The sequence below is a fragment of the Thermococcus sp. GR6 genome, assembly GCF_012027415.1.
Taxonomy (GTDB): Archaea; Methanobacteriota_B; Thermococci; order Thermococcales; family Thermococcaceae; genus Thermococcus; species Thermococcus onnurineus.
The window spans coordinates 614184-633445 of the sequence record NZ_SNUM01000001.1; the positions used below are offsets into that span (position 1 = coordinate 614184).

Genomic DNA, 19262 nt, shown 5'->3' on the forward strand with positions numbered 1-19262 from the left:
AAAATTTCTGTTGTCTAACATCTACATACTGACCTCGGCCAATGGAAGAAAGGACTTATAAGCAGAGAAGTCTTCCAAGTAACAGGTGGTAGAATGTATCTGACTAAGGAGGAAGAGCTCATCCTGGCCGGCGAATACGGCTACGCCCTCCAGAAGGCCATGGAGATACTTGTGGCTCTGGGAGAAATCTACGGTGCTGACAGGCTCATTCCAATTAAAAGTGCTCAGGTTGCTGGTGTTTCATACAAAAACATCGGCGACGCTGGAATCGAGTTCCTGAGAGACTTCGTCGAAGCTGGAGCTAAAGTCAGCGTCTATACAACCCTCAACCCAGCGGGAATAGGCGACGACGAGTTCATGGAAAAGCAGCTGGAGGTTCTGGGGCTTTACAGGAAGATGGGCATAGAAGTTACCTCCACGTGCACCCCCTACTACGGGGCAAATCTTCCAAAGTTCGGTGATCACTTGGCCTGGAGCGAAAGTTCAGCGGTAAGCTTCGCCAACTCGATTTTGGGTGCGAGGACCAATCGCGAAGGAGGACCTTCAAGTTTAGCCGCCGCGATAGTTGGTAGGACTCCCAACTATGGCCTTCATCTGGATGAAAACAGAAAAGCAACTGTCATCATCAGCATTGAGGCAGACGTCAGGACTTTCGTGGACTACGCGGCCTTAGGTTATCACCTTGGAAAAATCCTCGGCAATGACGTGCCATACATCAAAGGCCTGAAGCCCGAGATGACTGAGTATCTCAAAGAGATGGGCGCCGCTATGGCCGCGAGCGGCTCTATAGCTCTATATCATGTGGAGGGTGAGACCCCCGAATATGGAGATGCTATAACTGACAAGCTCGAAACAATAACCGTCGAAAATTCCCATATCAGAGCCGTTAAGGAGCAGTTCGCCGATGACTGGAGTGAGATAGACATGATTCTAATTGGGTGCCCACACGCTTCCCTAGCAGAGGTTAAGGAAATCACCGAACTGCTGAGAATGCGAGGGAGACCCTTGAAGATACCTCTCTTTATCACTGCAAGCAGAGCAGTTAAGGCATTGGCAGATTCTCTAGGCTACACTGAGATCATAGAGCGCTACAACGGCAGGATTATTCCAGACATATGCTTCGTAGTCTCACCGATAAAGGGCTGGTACAGAGGAGTGGCCACCAACAGCGGAAAATCAGCCTTCTACTTCCGGTCCTTTGGCTTCAAAGTTAGGCTCGACGATGCAGAAAACCTCATAAAAGAGGCACCATGAGGTGAGAAAATGAAACTCAAGGGCAGAAAGATAGTCGGTGGCGAGGCTGAGGGGGAACTGATAGTCTCTCAGAAGCCCCTTTCCTTCCTCGGCGGCGTTGACCCCAATACAGGAATAGTTACCGACGCCGAGAGCGATATAAGGGGCCAGAGCATAGCTGGAAAAGTCCTGGCATTTCCACGTGGTAAGGGATCAACCGTTGGCTCTTACGTTATCTACGCCCTTAAGAAGAACGGAAAGGCGCCGAAGGCAATAATCGTCGGTGAGGCCGAGACAATAGTGGCAACAGGAGCTATAATATCGGGTATTCCTATGGTTGATGGCATAGACGTCTCCAAGCTCAAGAGCGGACAGAGGGTCAGGGTCAAAGCCGACGAGGGACTGGTCGAAGTTGAGGAATAGCATTTTTAAGGTCCGTTTCAATTCTTTTTAGGGAGTGCAAAAAATGTCGAGGGGCATCTACGAGTGCATCAACTGTGGACATAGGGAGATCCTGGATTCATCCGAGCCACTGCTCGAGAAAGCCTGTCCTCGCTGCGGAGGGGACATGGTTCTGGTGGGGTTCTATACGGAGTCCCAAGAGCTCACAGTGCAGGTCCAGCCAAGCAGACCTTCCCTCCCCGAGAATCTCAAAGAAAAGCTGAAGGAGTTCTATAATCTTGAGCTAAAGCAGATAGATGGCAACGTCTTCGTCTTTGAGGTTCAAGGGATAATGGAAAATAACTTTGAGAGAGTCCTAAAAGAGCTTGAAGAACTCGGCTATTGGGCTGCTCTCAAGAAGCGTGAGGATAAAGTGCTGCTCTTTGTCTTCCCTGCCCAAGAAATAAAGGAAGACAACAGGTGGTTGCCGTGGATCTTCCTCATCGCGACGATTTTCACCACATTCCTGGCCGGTTACTATCTCTCGCTGGCCTACATAGATACCCTTAATTACTACGGTCTTCCTGGAATACGAAACCCCTATCTCAACGCGATTGCGTTCTCGATAAGTGTCATGGCAATACTTGGGACTCACGAGCTTGGCCACAAGATAGCCGCAGCGTATCATGGTGTTAGAGCTACAATGCCATACTTCATCCCATTCCCTAGCATGCTGGGGACGCTTGGAGCAGTAATCAGGGTAAAATCACCACTGCCTACAAGGAATGCGGCAATAGATCTTGGTATCAGCGGACCAATAGCGGGGTTTTTGATAGCCCTCCCGGTAAGCATAATCGGACTTAGACTTTCCATTCCAGTGCCAGCGGAACTTGTCTCACCCACAGAAGGCAGTATAGTCTTTGGGGAGAATCTGATATTCCTGCTCTTGGAGAAATACATCGTGACTTTCCCAGAGGATACAGTGATTTTCTTACATCCCGTTGCCATTGCTGGATGGGTGGGCATTCTAGTGACTTTCTTAAACCTCATTCCTGCTGCTCAGCTCGATGGCGGCCACATAGCAAGGGCCTTCCTCAGTGAGAAGACGCACCGCTATCTCACGATGGCCGTTGGTTTAGTTCTCATAGGCATGAGCTTTCTCTGGGTCGGCTGGCTCATTTGGGGCATGCTTGTGCTCCTGATGGGTTCGGTTGGAAATCCTGGAGCACTCGATGAGGTCTCCCCAATCTCAAAGAAAAGGCTCGTCTTGGTTATTCTGGCAGTGATGATCTTCCTAATTTCTGCAACACCGAGACCGCTCTGGGTCACCGGTTGATCTTTCTTTCCTTTAAGATTTGTTCGATGTCGTAGTATATTGAGTCTCTCGAAACACCGAACATTCTTGCGATTTCAGATATGTTAAGGACCTTTGGATTGTAGTTGAAGGACTCAAGAACACCGGCCAGCAGTTCTCTGCGTTCCTTTATCGTGAGCTCAGTGAAGGATTTTTTCTCTAGGGGGGCATTGTAAACAACAATGCCAACCGCATAAGTCCTTCTGGTCACAGGGGTGGTGTAGGTACCTATTTCAAAGTTGACGACTTGTGCGTCCCTGGGCAGGGACCTGTTAATTTTTTCCAAAGTTTTGTTTATTGCGTCCTCTTTATTCCTGCCTGTGGAATACTCGGCGAGGAGGCCTTTCAACATATTACGCCTTGGATCTATTAGGAGAGTTACCGTGATGCTCATAAATGCACCGAAAGTTAAGGTTATCTTTGAGGAAGATATAAAACCTGATCTAAATGATAGTAATTCCCGTGACTTGGACAAGACATTGATTATACAATCTTCAATGTTTGAAGATTCATGTTGGATACTCACTAATTTCACGTGACCACCCCTGTATTTTCTACAGTATTGAGGATAGTTAACTTAAATTTGAGGAGAAAGCTATATAAGCTTTTTCTGTGCATTAATGTATGGAGTAATCCTACGGAGGTGAAGAAAATGAAGAGGAAGGCCCAAGGTGCTATTGAATATCTGTTTATGATCGCAGCTGCCCTGATAATAATCCTGATTGTAGTCAGGCAGCTACAGAGTAGGGGTAGTACTGCTTCTCAGACTATTGAGGGTGCCGAGACTGAGATAAGCAATGTCCTTAGCTCGATGAGTGCTAGCGGTTGAAGACAGGCTTCTATCCATTTTTAATGTTTATCAACTCTGAGAATCCTATGAATCCATTAATAGATGGGGAAACAACATGAAATGGAAGGCGCAGAGTTCAATAGAGTATGTTTTTATGTTTGCAGCAGGTCTTTTCATAGTGCTTGTGATCTTAAGAATACTCCGAGACAGACCCCACCATACAGCCACATATCTTGCCGAGTCTGGAGATAGTCTAGTTTCAGAGGCTCTAAGAGAGTTGCAGGAAGGATGATCATTCATCCTGTCAGCTCAAATACGATTTTGGTTCCTGTTATCTCAAGCGCATTTGTTGAAATCTTTCTGATCCTAATGTCTATTCCCCTAATAATCAGATGAAAATCCCCACAGTATACATCCACTGGAGCGTTTGCTTCTTGGTCAAGTTTTAGGTGTGTTGTTCCAGCAAAAACAGTTATATCGTTAGTGAAATTAAATATGAGCGGCAAACTCACTGAGGATAAAACAATCTTGCTCCCGTTTAGAAACAGCTCAAACGTTACCTGTTCAGATGGAATATTAGAGTATTGTGTTACAAGATAGGTACCATAGTTAGGATTGAGCCTCATCCGAGTACGGAAGTCAAAGGTTACATCATGATTAACTGCATAGAAATCCGCGATTTCTGTTGAGTTTACCCAAACAATAACCTTGCCATTGTAAGTGCTTATATAAAGCGGCCCTGTAGGATTATTAGCAAGTGATTGTGAATACATTTCTAGGACATCTTTGTTATCATAAGACTCGCTATATAATAAAGCTGAGTTCATTCTCACCGTCGATGCAAAGCTCCGAAGTTCACTTCTAAATTCTTTGTTAACCCAGTTGTAATATGCCCAAGTGCTAATGATGAAATATTCAACTCCTCCCTCTTTCAAAATGCTAAGCATCGTACTGGAGTTGAGATCTTTAAGTAAAATTAAACCAAACGCGTCAATGTAATAGGGGACGGTATTTGCGCCCAGGTAATAAATATTCATTGGATTTAAGGAATAAGTTGTCCCCAGGGCAATGTCCGCGGATGAGAGGTAGTCTCTGAGATCATCCCGCATCGTTTTTGTGTGAACTGCGTAGATAAACTTTAGATTGCCGTGGGGATACTGATAAACAATTCCAAAATCAGCCACCAACAGCAATAGGACGAGGAAAAAGCCCAGAGTGCGTACATGCCCCCTTTGAACAATGGTGGGAAGACTGTAAAGAACATCCGCAAGCAGGATATCCATCAACAATAAAAGGGGCAGGATAAACCTAGCGGTGATAATAGACGGAGACACAGCAAAATACATAAATGCTGTTATCGTTGACAAGACAACGAGGGATCTACCCAACGAAGACATGGGAACTTTCTTGGAAAATGCCCATATAGCCAATACTAAGAGTGCTAGCAGAACAACCGGAAGAATGAATATCCAGAACTCCAGAGTGTTCTTGTAAATGTCCTCGAAGAGGTCGCTAACGAATATAAAGAAGTTTATTATCGGGAAGCTTCTCCCCCCCTGTATCAAATATGTCTGGGAGATATAGTCAGTGCTAATAACTATTCCTAACAATCCTTCCACGATTATTTTTGGCAAAAAGAATGCAGAAGCCAAAAGCAAGACGCGTTTTAGATTATGAAGTGAAAAGCTAATCATGTCTTTTACTTGGGGAAGATACGAAGAGTTGAATATTCTTAGAGTCAAACTACCCCAAATGACGAGAAGGATCATTATGGGGATTATCTGATCCCAGTAAGTGATTCTATGAATGCCCGGCACCACGACAACGGCCCTAGTATACCAGCTCGGCCATAGAATAATAGTAGCCATCACTAAAAGAATCATAATGAGATACGCTATTATCAGTATAAAGACCTGTCGTCTGTTAAAAATAACCCGTACTGCGCCCTGCAAGTATGAAATAATGCGCCCACTTCTGTTGAATAGTATTATGATGTACAGCGCAAGTGCATACGGAAGAATGGTGAACTTAGACGTGCTTCCAAGACCCACCCAAAATAACGCAATATATGCATATTTTTCATTTTCTGTTTTTATGTATCTGACAAAATAGTAAACAGACAGCAGAGTGAAAAATTCAATTGAAGATTCATGAAAAACCAGAGAGTTTACCTTAATTAAGAGAGGGTCAAGAGCCAGCAGCCCAGAGAGCATAAGACCCAATTTCCAATCTTTAATCTCTTTACCGATGTAGTAAGCTATGATTAGTGACAGCAGACCAAAGAAAACTGATAGCATCCGTCCGGTTACATAACTGTCCCCAAATATCTTCAACCAAATGGCAAGGAGATAATAATAGAGGGGCGGATGAACTGCAAAAATATCCCTGTAAGGGAGATAGCCATGGTTAATCAGTCGGGCGATTAGAAGATACGTACCCTCGTCATAGTCGTAGTATTCGCTCATAAATGTGAATATACAGTAAATCCGCGTCAGGAGATAGACAAACAATATCGATAGCATGCCCATCCACTGATGCGCTCTCCTCATTATTATCCCTCACTCTTTGATTAGTCACTAAATTCAATGGACTTTATCAGGAACAATCCTTCGTTCCTCTCTTTCTTTATTTCTATTATGTTCAGAGTTCCCGACTGAACTCCTGCTGGCAACCCATAGACATTATCACCCGGATTCGCGATTATCGCATGAGGTATCTCATTTATCAGTATTGTTGTGTTGATTGGATCTGGAGAGAAGGAAATAAATGATATTGTTAATCTACTGTAATTTTTGCATGGTACAAAGATGATGGTGCCATTTTGGCCGAAGAGCCATGCATAATCGAGACCGTGTAAATGGAAATATTCAACCATGAAATATTTTTTCTTGAAGCCATATACGTAGTATCTCCCATCTTCATATGTGTTACCGGATATCGTGTTTTTACACAACATAATTTGAGACTTTAGGACATTGTAGTTTTCAGAGGTGTTTTTAGATGTCAAATCGAATATCCAATTTCCGTTGTTGTATCTAAGAAGCTTGAAACGAGTGTAAAAAATCAACGGATTTAAACTTGGATAATTTGTATCTATATACGCCAACGTCGCATTCAGGGGAACTATTCCTCCCTGAATCAAGGCTTCCACGGTTTTCGAAGTATAGTTGTACACCCTACAATAGTTTACGTAAGAGAAAAGAACAGTGTTCGAGGTAAAAAATGGAATCCACTGCCCAGAATCTGAATCACAGGAGTTCATCACAGTGATACCTGAGAACCTCTCGTTAATCCATTCAAAATCCTCCAAATTATAAGCGTCAACATAATAATTCGCCTCATCGGAAATCATGTCATATGCTATCCCCTGCGCTGGAACTATAAACAGAAACACAAGGAAAACCAGTGTAATTACTCTAATCTTCTTGGAAGAGACTAATCCACTAAGCGCGCTAAGTAATGCATTAAATCCAACTGCAATAAAGACCGGAAAGAGCGGTGTCAACCACAAAAACATGCGCTCCATAGCTGCGGTTCCATAAAAGGGAACTGGAACGTTATAGGTAAGCCGGTTTAATATCAGAACTAAAACGAATAAAACAAAACTCCATAGTGATGCCAACTCCTTGAGCTTATACCTCTTGGAAAGTGGAATCCCCACACTTGCTACTAAAAGAAGGGATGCAAAATAACTGTAATTCCTTAGAGTTGCCCAGTTAACCATGAACCTGAACCTGTCCCAGGTATCCATTATATTTCTGCCAGTAAAAACAGCCAAGTTATTCACTGAGACTCCAATGTGAGCCCATGGATACTCAATAGCCACATTTGAAGCCAGCTCAGGCCACCAAAAGTACGGATTTAAAACCGCGTAAATCACAAGAGGGGGCACAAAATAAAGCAACCCATTTAATATGGCTTGCTTTAACGTGAGTTCTTTGTAGTAAACACTTAGCAGGAGATAGACTGCGGCAATAAAAACGTACGCTTGGAACTCATATGGATGGACAAAGAGGGTGCCCGTTGTTATAAGGATCAAGAATACTATAAGAATTGCCCGATTGTTGCATTGGCTAGTGTCTTTTTTATGAACAATTAAATAGAACAGGGACAATGTCGCCATGAAGAAATAGAAGCCTAAAAAGTTGGGATGTATGTAAATCATAAGATAGTAATTGTAGATATTGGTTACCAAGATCACCATCGTGGAGTATATGCCCACTTTGCCATCAAACCAAACTGAGGCAAACAAATAAGTTCCAAGTACTATCAAAATCCAGCTCCATACCCTGACAACGAGCATTGCATGTGGTATCAAGTCTCCAGACAATAAAACTACCCACGTTACAATGGTATGATATCCAGCAGGGTATGAAAGCATGTTAAAAACCGGGACTTTTGGAGGAAATAGTGACTGATATTTCAATATATACTGGACTTTATAGGCGTGGAATACACTGTCCACGGTATCTGTTGGCATTTTTAGGATAAGAACTTTTATAATTGCTATCAATCCCACAATGAACATTAGTTTTCCCAACGTTAGAGCTTCGTCCTTAGATATTTTTGCATATTTGTGAGAATCAAATGTTAGAGCAGTTATTATTGGCATTACATAGATTAGATACGACAAGCCGATACCAAGAATGCTAAGTATGTATGCTACGAGTATCAGGACAGAGAAGCCAATAGCTCCCGCAATTCCAATCCGGTTTTGGAAACTATTAAAGATATACGAACTTAGATTTAAGCCTAAAAACATTAGCAGCAATATTGAGAGATAGGGATTTAGTCTACCCAGCAACAATAGAGCGATTGATATTAAACTACCAAATACGATATTTAAAGCCCTATATTGCCTCATTAGCTTAACATTGGTTTCAAATTATTTATAAACTTATTCACCTTTGATTCTATCTTTTTACGGGCTCTCGAGGAAACTCGCATCCTGCACAATATTACTAAATACCAAACAGCCCACCACTTAATTAATTTTCCTGTTGACTGTAAGGTTCCTTTGTCCTTTATTCTAGGGCATAACTAGACAAAAAACTTAATACACCAAAGAAGATAATTCAACTCTAGAGGTGATATCATGGGGTTGTTCTCGTTCGGCTCAAAAAAAGATAAAATAAAAAAGCTCATAGAAGAAGAGCGGTTTAGTGACATCATTACAATGGTCATGAAAGACAAAAAGGCACTCGATGGCCTTATTGAACTCCTAGACGATAGTGAGCCGGGAATTCGCGGAGATGCTCTCCTGATTCTGGGGATGATTGCCCAGCAGAGGGGGGAAGTTCTCGAACCCCACATTGATAGGATCTTTCCAAAAGCGGTGGAACTCACGAAGAATAGAAATCCCTACGTAAAGGAAAATGCAATGGTTCTGTCCTACGAACTTGTCCGTAGATTCCAGACCAAAATAATGAAGCTTAAGGACACTATTATCAATGACCTGATAGAGGAGATTAGAGAAGGTGACAAGAACACCAAGGGCTTTGCGCTGATACTACTCGGTGAGCTCGACGCTAAAGAGACCAGGGAGTACGTTGAGGAGCTCGTAAATGTTGAGGACAAGGTTATACTCCCGTTTGAAGGGAAGAAATGGGTTCCACTCGGCCAGATAGCCAGGGAAACCCTCGAAAAACTCTCTTGAGGTGGTATCATGATCGAAACGCTGCTATTTTTAGTCCTGCTGGTGGTTGCTCTTTACCTAGTTATTAAGCTGACAGTGGCCATTCTGAAGTACCTAGTTACCAACGCAATTATCGGCCTAATACTCCTCTGGATACTCAACACCGTCGGAATAGCACACGTTGAGTACACCTTCCTGAACATCCTTATCGTGGCCATAGGCGGCATCGTGGGAGTTATTTTGCTGGTGATACTCTCGTGGTTATAGCTCCCTCCTGATTTAGATTCTAGCCTCTATCTAAATCTTTATAAATTTCCTTTTCGTGCCCTTCTTGGAGCGAGAGAAGTTTTGGAGGATGATGCTCATGCCTCACAAATCAGCCGAAATGTATGAACTCAAGAAAAAAGTTGAGGAGCTGAAGAGCTATCGCGGCCGAGCGACCGAGCTTGTAAGCCTCTACATCCCAGCGGGCTACGACATAAACAAGGTCATGCAGCAGCTTAGGGAGGAGTATGGAACTGCCCAGAATATTAAATCAAAATCCACCCGAAAGAACGTTCTTGGTGCCCTTGAGAGAGCCATGCAGCACCTCAAGCTCTATCGAAAAACCCCCGAGAACGGTTTGGCCCTTTTCGTTGGAAATGTGAGTGAGCAGGAGGGAGTGAGCGATATAAAACTTTGGGCCATAGTTCCACCGGAACCCCTTAAGGTTCGCCTTTACCGCTGCGACCAGACCTTTGTAACGGAGCCTCTTGAGGAAATGCTCCGTGTTAAGGACGCCTACGGTCTAATAACCGTCGAGAAGAACGAAGCCACGATAGGCCTTCTGAGGGGCAAGAGGATTGAGGTTATCGACGATCTCACCTCAAACGTCCCAGGAAAGACGAGGGCAGGTGGTCAGTCGGCGAGGCGTTACGAGAGGATTCGTGAGCAGGAAACCCACGAGTTCATGAAGAGAATCGCCGAGCACGCCACCAAGGCCTTCCTGCCGCTCCTTGAAAAGGGCGAGCTCAAAGGAATCATCATAGGCGGCCCAGGGCCGACCAAGGAGGAGTTCGTTGATGGCGACTACCTCCACCATGAGCTCAGAAAGAAGGTAATCGGAGTCGTTGACATCAGCTACCACGGCGAATATGGCCTTAGAGAGCTCGTTGAGAAGGCCAGCGACATACTCAGCGAGCACGAAGCTGTGAAGGAGAGGAAGCTCATCCAGAACTTCTTCAGGCACCTCGTCAAGGACACTGGGCTGATAACCTACGGCGAGAGGGAAGTTAGGAAGGCCCTAGAACTCGGTGCCGTTGACACGCTCCTCATCAGCGAGGGATACGACAAGGTCAGGGTTAAGGCAAAGTGCAACGCCTGCGGCTGGGAGGAGCTCAAGACAATGAGCGAGCAGGAGTTCCACGTTTACAAGAAGAAGCTCACCCACTGTCCGAAGTGCGGCAGTCAGAACATAAGCTTCGAGAAGTGGGACGTCGCAGAGGAGCTCATAAAGTTGGCAGAAGAGAGCGGTGCCGAGGTTGAGATAATTTCCCTCGACACCGATGAGGGCCAGCAGTTCTACAAGGCCTTTGGCGGCCTTGGAGCCTTCCTGAGGTACAAGATTCAGTAAAGCACCTCCAGGATGAGCTTTCTTATCTCTTCTTTTACTTCATCTCCGTCGACGATATACGGGGGTCTAAGGACAGGCTTTATTGAGAAACCCCGGATGCTCATGGCAAGCTTTATCGCCGAACCGAAGGAGGAAGCCAAGTCATAAACCTTCGAGAGCCTTGCAAGCTTTTGGGAATAGATAAACACGTCCTCAAAGCGCTTTTCCTGGAGGGCTTTATAGAGTGCAAGGTGAACCTCCGGGGCAAAGTTTGCGCATGCCATTATTCCCCCATCACCGCCAAGGATTAGGGTATCAAGGAAGTGCTGATCGAGGCCTGTGAACACAATGAAATCCTCTCGCTCACCTTTGACTTCAAGGATCACGTCCCTCACGTGATTCACACTATCTATCGTCTCCTTGACGCCAGCTATGTTCGAGTACTCAAGGGCGAGCCGCTTAATAAGCTGAACGCTCAGAGGGTTTGCGCAGCTCGGAATATTGTAGAGGATTATCGGGATATCGGTTCTTTCGGCAACCATCGAGTAGTGCCTAAAGAGGGCCGTCTCGTTCAGCGGGCAGTAGTAGGGTGGAGCTATCACAACGTAATCGGCGCCAATGTCTTGGGCGTGCTTTGTCAGTTCTATGACTTCAAATGTGTTCGTGGAAGCCGTTCCCACAAGATAGAATGTGGTATTGACAAGCTCACGCCCCTTCTCGGCCAGAAACTTTCTCTCCTCGACGCTCAAGCTCGTGAACTCACCAGTGGTCGCGTTAATAAATATTCCATGAACGCCGGCCTTCTGGAGAAAGTCTATGTGCTCCTCGAGGGCAGGAACGTCAATAGAGTAGTCTTCGTTAAAAGGTGTTACGAGGGGGACTATAACACCACGCATAACATCACCGGAAAAGTTAGAAAAGGAAAGTATTTTAGCTTTTCTCACATCTTCTCCGGCGCCTCTATGCCGAGCAGAGCCAGAGCGTTCCTCAGCACCTGCTTTGTGGCCAGCACAAGGAGTAAGCGCTCCTCCCTCACTCCATCCTCCGCTTTGAGCACGGGATGATCCATATAGAACTTGTTGAAGAGGCTCGCCAACTCGTTGGCGTACCACGGAATCAGATGGGGCTTAATGTCCTTTCCTGCCTCTTCGATTATCTCCGGGAACTTTGCAAGGAGCTTTATTAGTTCCTTCTCCCTGTTGGTGAGCTTTGAGAAGTCCGCTTTCTCAATGAGGATATTCCAATCAGTGTTTATTCCACTCTCTCTTGCCTTCCTGAGGATTGAGGCACAGCGTGCGTGGGCGTACTGCACGTAGGGGGCGCTCTCTCCCTCGAAGTTTAGCACGTCCTCCCAGCGGAAGGTGATTATCTTGTCCGGGCTGTACTTGACAAGGTTAAAGCGAACCGCACCGACGCCAACAGCTTCCGCTATTTTCTCCTTATCCTCCTCACTTAAGTTAGGATTCTTCTCCTCTACGAGCTCCTTTGCCCTCTTAACTGCCTCGTTGAGAACCTCATCAACGGTGAAGCCAACCCAGGTCCCTTTCCTTCCGCTGAACTTGCCCCCTGGCCTCACAACGTGCTCGTAAGCTAGGTGGTAGAAGTTCTCAGCCGAATTCTCAAAGCCTAGGAGCTGGAGGGCGTACTTTATAGCCATCTGCGGGTGCTTCTGCTCGGCGCCAATGACGTTGATGACTATATCAGCTTTACCAAACTTTCCAGGCATCTCCTTGCCGTCGGGAGCCGTCGTCCAGGTCTCGTTATCTCCCAGCCTGTCCCACAGTTTGTAAAGCATGTCCGCGCTGACCTTGCCGAACTTCCAGAGGTGGTAGGCTATGTCCTTGCCGGTATAGGTTGCCGTTCCATCGCTTCTCTTAAGGACAAGGAAAGGATTCTTTATGTCAGGGAAGAGCTTTCTGAGATCCATCACAAAGGCTCCCTTGTATTTACCTTCCTCGGCCCAGAAGAAGTGGGGGTTGCTCTCAATGAGGCTGTAGGCCTCCTCGAAAATGCCACTCCTCATTATGTCGCTCTCCCAGCTGAGGAGGTCGTAGGTGATATTCATCCTATAGGTCGTCATCATCTGAGCCTTAACGACCCTCTCGGCAAGCTTTCTTCCGATTTCTGCTATCTCGTTGTCGCCATCCTCAAGCTTCTTCATAAGCTCGCGGACTTCTCTATCCACCTCCGGATTCTCCTCTATGCGCTTGTTAACCTCGACGTAGAGGAGGCCCATAACGTGGTCTATAACGTCTTCCTTAGCCCCCTTCTCCCTAAGCTCGGCCTCGAGCCGTTCAAATTCTTCTTTCAGGTTGAGATAGCCCCAGAGAACCTGGGCGAACTGGACTCCCAGATCGTCGATGTAGTTCTGAACCTCAACGTTGTAGCCCAGAGCGCGCATAATCCTTGCCATTGTATCTCCGAGAACAGCGTTCCTCGCGTGACCCATGTGAAGAGGCTTAGTCGGGTTGACGGAAGTGTGCTCTACAATGGCCTTCCTGCCCTTTCCAAACTCGCCCTCACCGTAGTGCTCGCCTCTTTCCAGGATCTCACGGACGATGTCCTTTCCAAAAGTCTCATAATTGAGGTAGAAGTTTATGTAGCCGTTTACAGCCTTGACATCGCTTACTTCCTCAGGAAGCTTGTCTTTAATGCGCTCAACTATCTCTTCCGCTATTAGCTTGGGTGCCTTTCTGAAGACCCTGGCGAGCTGGAAGGAAACCGTCGTGGCGAAGTCACCGAGCTCGATGCTTGGGGTCTCATCAAAGGTTATCTCACCTTCCCATTCCCTGCCGCTCTCCTTGAGCATATTCTTAAGTTCTTCCGTCAAGATGAGCCTGACCTTCTCCTTAACCTCAGTGTATCCCATTCCCACCACCGCAATCACTTATACCCAACCTTTAAAAAGTTCTCCACAGGATTTACTTTGGGGATGGGTATGAGACACCACGTCGGTGAACACAAGGCCAAGAAGGGCCTGATAAGAATAGAGTTCGACGAAGAGAAGGGGATAGCCGAGAACGTCAAGATAACTGGAGACTTCTTCATGCATCCAGAGGAAGCCATCCACGACCTTGAGAGAAAGCTTGAAGGGCACAAGCTGGAGGAGCTCGAGCAGATCATCGACGAGTTCTTTGCCGTTAGGATGGACATAGAGATGCCTTACGTGAACGTTGAGGACTTCAAGATAGCCCTTAAGAACGCCCTTAAGTAGTTAGGAGTGAGGGTGAGCGAGGTGCCCGGCTCAAAAAAGGGCTCTCCCGCAAGAACTTTCCTTCTTCTACTCCTGGTGTTCATCACGGCGTCCTTTTTGGGATACGCCTTCGCCCTTGGCAATCCCAACGTAGCTATAGATGCCGTCAAGAAAATAGCCGAAGAAATCGGGCCAATTTCAGATTCCAGCTTCAAGAACTTTGTCCTGATATTCACCAACAACTTCATGGTCGCTCTTTTCATGATGCTCTCAGGCCTGCTTTTCGGCCTCGGCCCCTGGTTCATAATGGCCTTCAACGGCTTCATCGTCGGCTTGGTTGTAAGAGCTGTCCAGCTTACAGGAGAGCTCTCGACGGAGCAGATAGTCCTCGGGATAATCCCTCATGGAGTCATCGAGATTCCAGCCCTGGCTGTGGCAGGAGTTGCGGGTATAATATGGTACAGAGAAATAGTCCATGGGGATGAAGAAGCCGGGGAAAGATTCAGAAGAGGGACAGTAAAGGCTCTGAAGCTCCTTGCTCTCTCAATACTACTCCTCCTTGTTGCGGCGTTCATTGAGGCCTACATAACTCCGAGCATCGCCGGAATTGGCTGATTCTTCCACTTTCATTGTCCTGAATGTTCCAAACTCCTCGTAGGTCTCTATCTCCTTGAGAATGACATCCATCGGATTCTCAAAGCCGCTGATGACTGTTCTTATGTATGTCCTGTAGCTTCCGTTCAGCTCCATCATGCGCTCGGCCATCATCGCGACCTTTACCGGATCTGTGGAGTGAAACTTAACCCCTTTCTCGACCAGCCACTTTGTAACCGCAAGGAGCCTGCCGGGATACGTTGAGATTGTTGGCGTGCCAAGAGCTATAGCCTCCCTGTTCATCGTTCCGCCAGCACCTATCATCAATCTGGCGTAGTATAGCAGGCTGAGGCTGTCCAGAGGTTTCTCCGGAATTATGACGTTGGAAAATCTCTCAAACCTTCTTTTCTGTTCCTCTATTCTCGGAAAGAGAACTATAGGAACGTCCGGCAGCAGTGGAATAATGTCTTCAAGGACACTCCTCTCAGAGCCGCTGAAATAGTTGGCTTTTATGGGCTCGGTACGCATCACTATGTAGCCGTTCTTTTTCACGCCAAGCTCTTTGAGAACTTTTCTGTCGGGAACGAATCCGTAAAGATGGGAAAGCTCTGAGAAGCCCTTAACCGGGCGCATGCCGTTTGGATCGGCCCCACATTTGAGCAGCTCGTAGGCGTCTATTGCAATTGGGTAGAGCAATAAACTGGTGTAGGGAAGGATAAGCTTGTTCTGAGCTATGGCCGTCTCGTTATCGACAAAGCCAATAGAGGGAATCTTAAGACCAAAGGCAACCCTTGGAGCCTCAGCAGAGTGCTTGTAGAGCGCTAGATCCGGCTTCTCTTCAATGATGAGCTTGGAGAGTTTGTACATCCTTTCAGTGCTTGTAAGGAGCTTGCCCTCCAGGGTTGCACCGCCGTGCTTGCCAACGACGTAGTAATCGAATCCTAACATGTCCAGAATACCGGTTAACCCATCGAACTCGCGAGTGGTGATGAGAACCTCGTGACCGGATTTCTCCAGCTCCCAGATTATACCCTTGAAGAAGTGAACGTGAGGAGCGTTCGTGATGTCTATCCATACCTTCATTCCACTCACCTAACTACTGGACAACCCTGTTCAATATAAGGCTTTCCCAAAAACTGTTGTGAAGCCTTCTTTTCAAAGTTTTTCAGAGGGGGTTTAGGTCAAAAGAACGTTTAAAACGCTTTCTTTCGATGAAATTGACATGACGAGAAAACAAAAAACAGGCGAGAGCCCACAGGAGAGCAAAAATTCTCCCAGAATCACTCACATCGCAGAAATCAGTCCAGAAATCGTTTTTTGGGAAAGGCTTTTATTGAGAGACGTCTCCCACTGAGGATAGGTGAGAGGCATGCTAGAAAAGATGATAGAGGAAAGAACAGCGGAGATAGCGGTCATCGGCCTCGGATATATCGGCCTCCCAACAGCCATAATGTTTGCCAACGCGGGTTTTAGGGTTATAGGCTACGAAATACGGGAGAAGGTCGTTGAAAAGATAAACTCCGGAAAGGCGCACATAATCGAGCCGGAGATAGACAAACTTCTAAGAAAAGCCATCAAAAGCGGCAACCTAAGAGCGACCTCAAACCCCAAAGAGATAAGAGAAAAGGACGTTTACATAATCTGCGTCCAGACTCCCCTGAAGGAAGATAAAACGCCCAATCTAAGCTATCTCGAGAGTGCAGTGGAGACTGTTGCAAAGGCTATGAAAAAAGGCTCGCTCATTATCATAGAGAGCACGGTCCCACCGCTTACCACAGTAAAGATGGCGGAGTTGATTGAAGCGATCACTGGACTCAAACCCGGAGAGGATTTCTACATGGTTCACGCCCCAGAAAGGGTCATGCCGGGGAGGATATTTAAAGAGCTCATTTACAATTCAAGAATCTTTGGCGGAATAACCCCCAAGAGCGCCGAACTCGCCGAGAAGCTTTACCGTTCCTTTGTTAAGGGGCAAACCCTCAAGACCAACTCCACCGTCAGCGAGGTAGTCAAGCTCATGGAGAACACCTTCCGCGACGTAAACATCGCTTTGGCCAACGAATTCGCTTTCTTGGCCCATCAGTATGGAATAAACGTTTTTGAGGCGATAGAGCTGGCCAACACCCACCCGAGGGTTAAAATCCATGTTCCAGGAATAGGCGTCGGCGGACACTGCCTGCCGAAGGATCCTCACCTTCTCGTCTGGCCTGCGAAGGAAGACTTCGGTTTGATAAAGCTGGCGAGAGAGATAAACGACAGCATGCCGCTCTTCACGAAGGATCTGCTCTTTGAGGCTCTCAGGACGATAAACCTGCCGCCCGAAGAGGCAGTTGTAGTTATCCTTGGTCTGGCCTACAAGGGAAACAGCGATGACCCCAGGAATTCACCGGCCTTTGCCTTTATGGACGCCATAAATGAGAAGGTTAAAGAGGTTAGAACTTATGATCCCTTTGTAAAGGGGACTCATGAGAGCATAGAAGAGGCTGTTAAAGGCGCAGATGCAATAGTCATAGCAACTGATCATACGGCCTTCAAATCCCTCAACTGGGAGGAGCTCGGAAAGCTGATGAGAAACAGAATCCTCATCGACGGCAGGCACACCGTAGAAGATCCGCCCAAGGGGTTCATCTTCAAAGGCCTTGGGAGGGGAGAGTATTGAAACCGGCCTTCGTATTCGGAACGAGGCCGGAGATAATAAAGCTTGCTCCTGTTATCAGAGCCTTCGAGGAGAGGGGCGTTGAGCCCCTTTTAATCCATACCGGCCAGCACTATGACTACGAGATGAGCAGTGTATTCCTTGAGGAGCTAGAGCTCAGGAGGATAGACTACCACCTTGAAGTTGGTTCTGGAACACAGGCTGAACAGACGGGAACGGCAATGATTAAGATTGAAAAGGTCCTGATGGAAGAAAAGCCCGACGTCACGCTCGTTCAGGGCGATACGAACACCGTCCTTGCCGGCGCACTGGCAAGCGTCAAGCTGAAAATCCCCGTTGCCCATGTTGAAGCTGGCTTAAGGAGCTTTGACAGAACGATGCCGGAGGAGATAAACAGGATTTTAGCGGATCACGCAAGTGAGGTTCTCTTTGCCCCGACGGAAGAAGCAAGAAAAAACCTCGAACGCGAGGGCATAACTGAGAACGTTTACGTCGTGGGCAACACCGTTGTTGACGCAGTCCTCCAGAATGCAGAGATAGCCGAGAGGAAAAGCGACGTCCTCGAAAGGTTCGGCCTCAAACCCAAGGAGTACATACTTCTCACCGCCCACAGAGCTGAGAACACGGACAGCAAGGAGAATCTCAGAAGGCTCTTGGAAATTCTTGAGGCGCTGCCGGTTAAGGCTGTCTATCCCATGCATCCTAGAACGAGGAAGAAGCTCGAGAGTTTTGGCCTCTGGGAACGTGTTGAGGCGATAGAGAACCTTATCGTCACGAAGCCGCTTGGATATCTCGACTTCCTAAAGCTCCAGAGGAACGCGAAAATAGTCATGACGGACTCGGGAGGTGTTCAGGAGGAGAGCATAATCCTCAACGTACCGTGCCTGACCCTCCGCTACAACACTGAGAGGCCAGAGACAGTGAAAGCCGGCGGCAACGTCCTCGTTGGTCTCGAAAAGGAGAGAGCCCTGAGCTACGTCGAGAGACTTCTGAGCGATGAGGAGTTCTACAAGAAGATGGCGAGTGCTCCAAATCCCTTCGGCGACGGAAAAGCGGGCGAAAGAATTGCCGAGATACTGCTGAAACTGTACAAAATGGAAAAATTAAAAGTCAGGAGTTCAAGGTTCATTTAGCCTCGTTATCACTAAGCAAGAAGTTCTTGAGCTGGGAGGATATCTCGTTTGCCGCCATCTCGTATGGATTTGCCTGGTTCAACTTCCCAACTTTTGCCTTAAGGTTCCACCAGTAGGCCACATTGCAGTCCCTGTTGACTATGTGTTCGTATACCATTCTCTTTGAACTCGCCTGGCAGAGTTCTCCAGCGAAGGTAGATATTGCGTCTTTGGACAGGTCAAAAGCCCTTGTTGCGTTGATTATTGACTTCGCATCTCCATCGTAGGAGTAGTAGAGTATTCCAGAAAGGGTAACCTCACGAGAAAGCACCCCATTGTTCCACTCCGTATAGGGGAAGAACGCCACGACGAGCCTTCCTTTCAGGTCGTACTTAGACACATCGTTAACAACGACAGCTTTGAGTCCCTGAGACCTAACGACCTCAACGATGGCCTTTGTAATGTAGTTCTTGTATGGCTCAGGTGCCCAAACTGTTATATACACAACTCTAGGGTTCTCCGGGGCGTACCTCCAAGTGGTACTGTTGTCTACAATTGTTGTTCCGCCCTGCTGTGCCGCTCCTGAGTAGTCTGAGATGACATAGGACTCACTTGCGAAGGCCACACCAGCAATCGAAAGGACTATCAGCGCGGCAATTCCCACAACTAAGAGGGCACGTTTCATTTCCACCACTTAGATTTATTTGGACAGTTACTTTAAAA

At 46.8% G+C, this 19262-nt stretch carries 19 protein-coding genes; 12 read left to right on the forward strand and 7 right to left on the reverse strand.

From position 1 onward, the window contains the following. The first annotated feature begins 93 nt into the window (after positions 1-93). From E3E32_RS03455 to E3E32_RS03465, 3 genes are read left to right on the forward strand one after another with little or no spacing between them, the layout of a single operon-like run. The gene (locus E3E32_RS03455; protein WP_167730196.1) at positions 94-1254 is read left to right on the forward strand and encodes an aconitase X catalytic domain-containing protein; all 1161 of its coding nucleotides are present in this window, start codon (positions 94-96) and stop codon (positions 1252-1254) included. Between the two features lie 9 nt (positions 1255-1263). Beyond that, on the forward strand, positions 1264-1656 hold the full coding sequence (locus E3E32_RS03460; RefSeq protein ID WP_167730198.1) for a DUF126 domain-containing protein: 393 nt from the start codon (positions 1264-1266) through the stop codon (positions 1654-1656). A gap of 43 nt (positions 1657-1699) precedes the next feature. Then, positions 1700-2950, forward strand: a complete 1251-nt coding sequence (locus tag E3E32_RS03465) for a site-2 protease family protein (RefSeq protein ID WP_167730199.1) — start codon at positions 1700-1702, stop codon at positions 2948-2950. Here the strand turns inward: E3E32_RS03465 and E3E32_RS03470 are convergent. Beyond that, positions 2940-3362, reverse strand: coding sequence for a hypothetical protein (locus E3E32_RS03470; protein WP_206205202.1), 423 nt, complete (start codon positions 3360-3362; stop codon positions 2940-2942). The two genes, E3E32_RS03465 and E3E32_RS03470, sit on opposite strands and share 11 nt — an antisense overlap. Positions 3363-3620: 258 nt before the next feature. Here E3E32_RS03470 and E3E32_RS03475 point away from each other — a divergent pair, with 258 nt between their 5' ends. Both E3E32_RS03475 and E3E32_RS03480 read left to right on the forward strand, forming a co-directional pair. Then, complete coding sequence (locus E3E32_RS03475) at positions 3621-3797, forward strand: class III signal peptide-containing protein (protein WP_167710710.1); 177 nt, start codon at positions 3621-3623, stop codon at positions 3795-3797. Positions 3798-3873: 76 nt separating this feature from the next. Further along, positions 3874-4050, forward strand: coding sequence for a hypothetical protein (locus E3E32_RS03480; protein ID WP_167730203.1), 177 nt, complete (start codon positions 3874-3876; stop codon positions 4048-4050). Positions 4051-4054: 4 nt separating this feature from the next. Here the strand turns inward: E3E32_RS03480 and E3E32_RS03485 are convergent, their stop codons facing one another. Together E3E32_RS03485 and E3E32_RS03490 are read right to left on the reverse strand one after the other, a co-directional pair. Beyond that, positions 4055-6223: a glycosyltransferase family 39 protein gene (locus E3E32_RS03485; RefSeq protein ID WP_206205203.1), complete on the reverse strand. Its 2169-nt coding sequence runs from the start codon at positions 6221-6223 to the stop codon at positions 4055-4057. Positions 6224-6327: 104 nt separating this feature from the next. Next, entirely contained in the window at positions 6328-8622 is a 2295-nt protein-coding gene (locus tag E3E32_RS03490; RefSeq protein WP_167730207.1) for a DUF6541 family protein, read from the reverse strand. Between the two features lie 231 nt (positions 8623-8853). Here E3E32_RS03490 and E3E32_RS03495 point away from each other — a divergent pair, with 231 nt between their 5' ends. From E3E32_RS03495 to prf1, 3 genes are all read left to right on the forward strand, one after another. Next, positions 8854-9414, forward strand: coding sequence for a HEAT repeat domain-containing protein (locus E3E32_RS03495; protein ID WP_240910558.1), 561 nt, complete (start codon positions 8854-8856; stop codon positions 9412-9414). Positions 9415-9423: 9 nt separating this feature from the next. Further along, complete coding sequence (locus E3E32_RS03500) at positions 9424-9660, forward strand: pro-sigmaK processing inhibitor BofA family protein (RefSeq protein WP_012571467.1); 237 nt, start codon at positions 9424-9426, stop codon at positions 9658-9660. A gap of 97 nt (positions 9661-9757) precedes the next feature. Further along, complete coding sequence (gene prf1 / locus E3E32_RS03505) at positions 9758-11005, forward strand: peptide chain release factor aRF-1 (protein WP_167730947.1); 1248 nt, start codon at positions 9758-9760, stop codon at positions 11003-11005. Here the strand turns inward: prf1 and E3E32_RS03510 are convergent. Then, positions 10999-11880: a dihydrodipicolinate synthase family protein gene (locus E3E32_RS03510; RefSeq protein WP_167730209.1), complete on the reverse strand. Its 882-nt coding sequence runs from the start codon at positions 11878-11880 to the stop codon at positions 10999-11001. The genes prf1 and E3E32_RS03510 overlap by 7 nt on opposite strands. Before the next feature lie 44 nt (positions 11881-11924). After that, positions 11925-13853, reverse strand: a complete 1929-nt coding sequence (locus E3E32_RS03515) for an arginine--tRNA ligase (protein WP_167730948.1) — start codon at positions 13851-13853, stop codon at positions 11925-11927. Positions 13854-13922: 69 nt separating this feature from the next. On the opposite strand from E3E32_RS03515, the gene E3E32_RS03520 reads away from it, so the two are divergent. Both E3E32_RS03520 and E3E32_RS03525 read left to right on the forward strand, forming a co-directional pair. Further along, positions 13923-14198: a lipoate protein ligase C-terminal domain-containing protein gene (locus E3E32_RS03520; protein ID WP_167730949.1), complete on the forward strand. Its 276-nt coding sequence runs from the start codon at positions 13923-13925 to the stop codon at positions 14196-14198. Between the two features lie 21 nt (positions 14199-14219). Then, positions 14220-14792 (forward strand): stage II sporulation protein M, encoded by a 573-nt coding sequence (locus E3E32_RS03525; protein ID WP_167730211.1) that lies wholly within the window; start codon positions 14220-14222, stop codon positions 14790-14792. Here the strand turns inward: E3E32_RS03525 and E3E32_RS03530 are convergent. Beyond that, a complete protein-coding gene (locus E3E32_RS03530; RefSeq protein WP_167730950.1) occupies positions 14727-15854 on the reverse strand; it encodes a DUF354 domain-containing protein in 1128 nt (375 codons plus the stop codon). The genes E3E32_RS03525 and E3E32_RS03530 overlap by 66 nt on opposite strands. Before the next feature lie 286 nt (positions 15855-16140). Between E3E32_RS03530 and E3E32_RS03535 the strand changes: the two genes are divergently transcribed. Together E3E32_RS03535 and wecB are read left to right on the forward strand one after the other, a co-directional pair. After that, a complete protein-coding gene (locus E3E32_RS03535; protein WP_167730213.1) occupies positions 16141-17430 on the forward strand; it encodes a UDP-N-acetyl-D-mannosamine dehydrogenase in 1290 nt (429 codons plus the stop codon). Continuing rightward, positions 17427-18560 (forward strand): non-hydrolyzing UDP-N-acetylglucosamine 2-epimerase, encoded by a 1134-nt coding sequence (gene wecB / locus E3E32_RS03540; RefSeq protein WP_167730215.1) that lies wholly within the window; start codon positions 17427-17429, stop codon positions 18558-18560. Before E3E32_RS03535 ends, wecB begins: the two co-directional genes overlap by 4 nt. Here the strand turns inward: wecB and E3E32_RS03545 are convergent. Next, on the reverse strand, positions 18553-19233 hold the full coding sequence (locus E3E32_RS03545; protein ID WP_167730217.1) for a hypothetical protein: 681 nt from the start codon (positions 19231-19233) through the stop codon (positions 18553-18555). The two genes, wecB and E3E32_RS03545, sit on opposite strands and share 8 nt — an antisense overlap. Between the last annotated feature and the right edge of the window lie 29 nt (positions 19234-19262).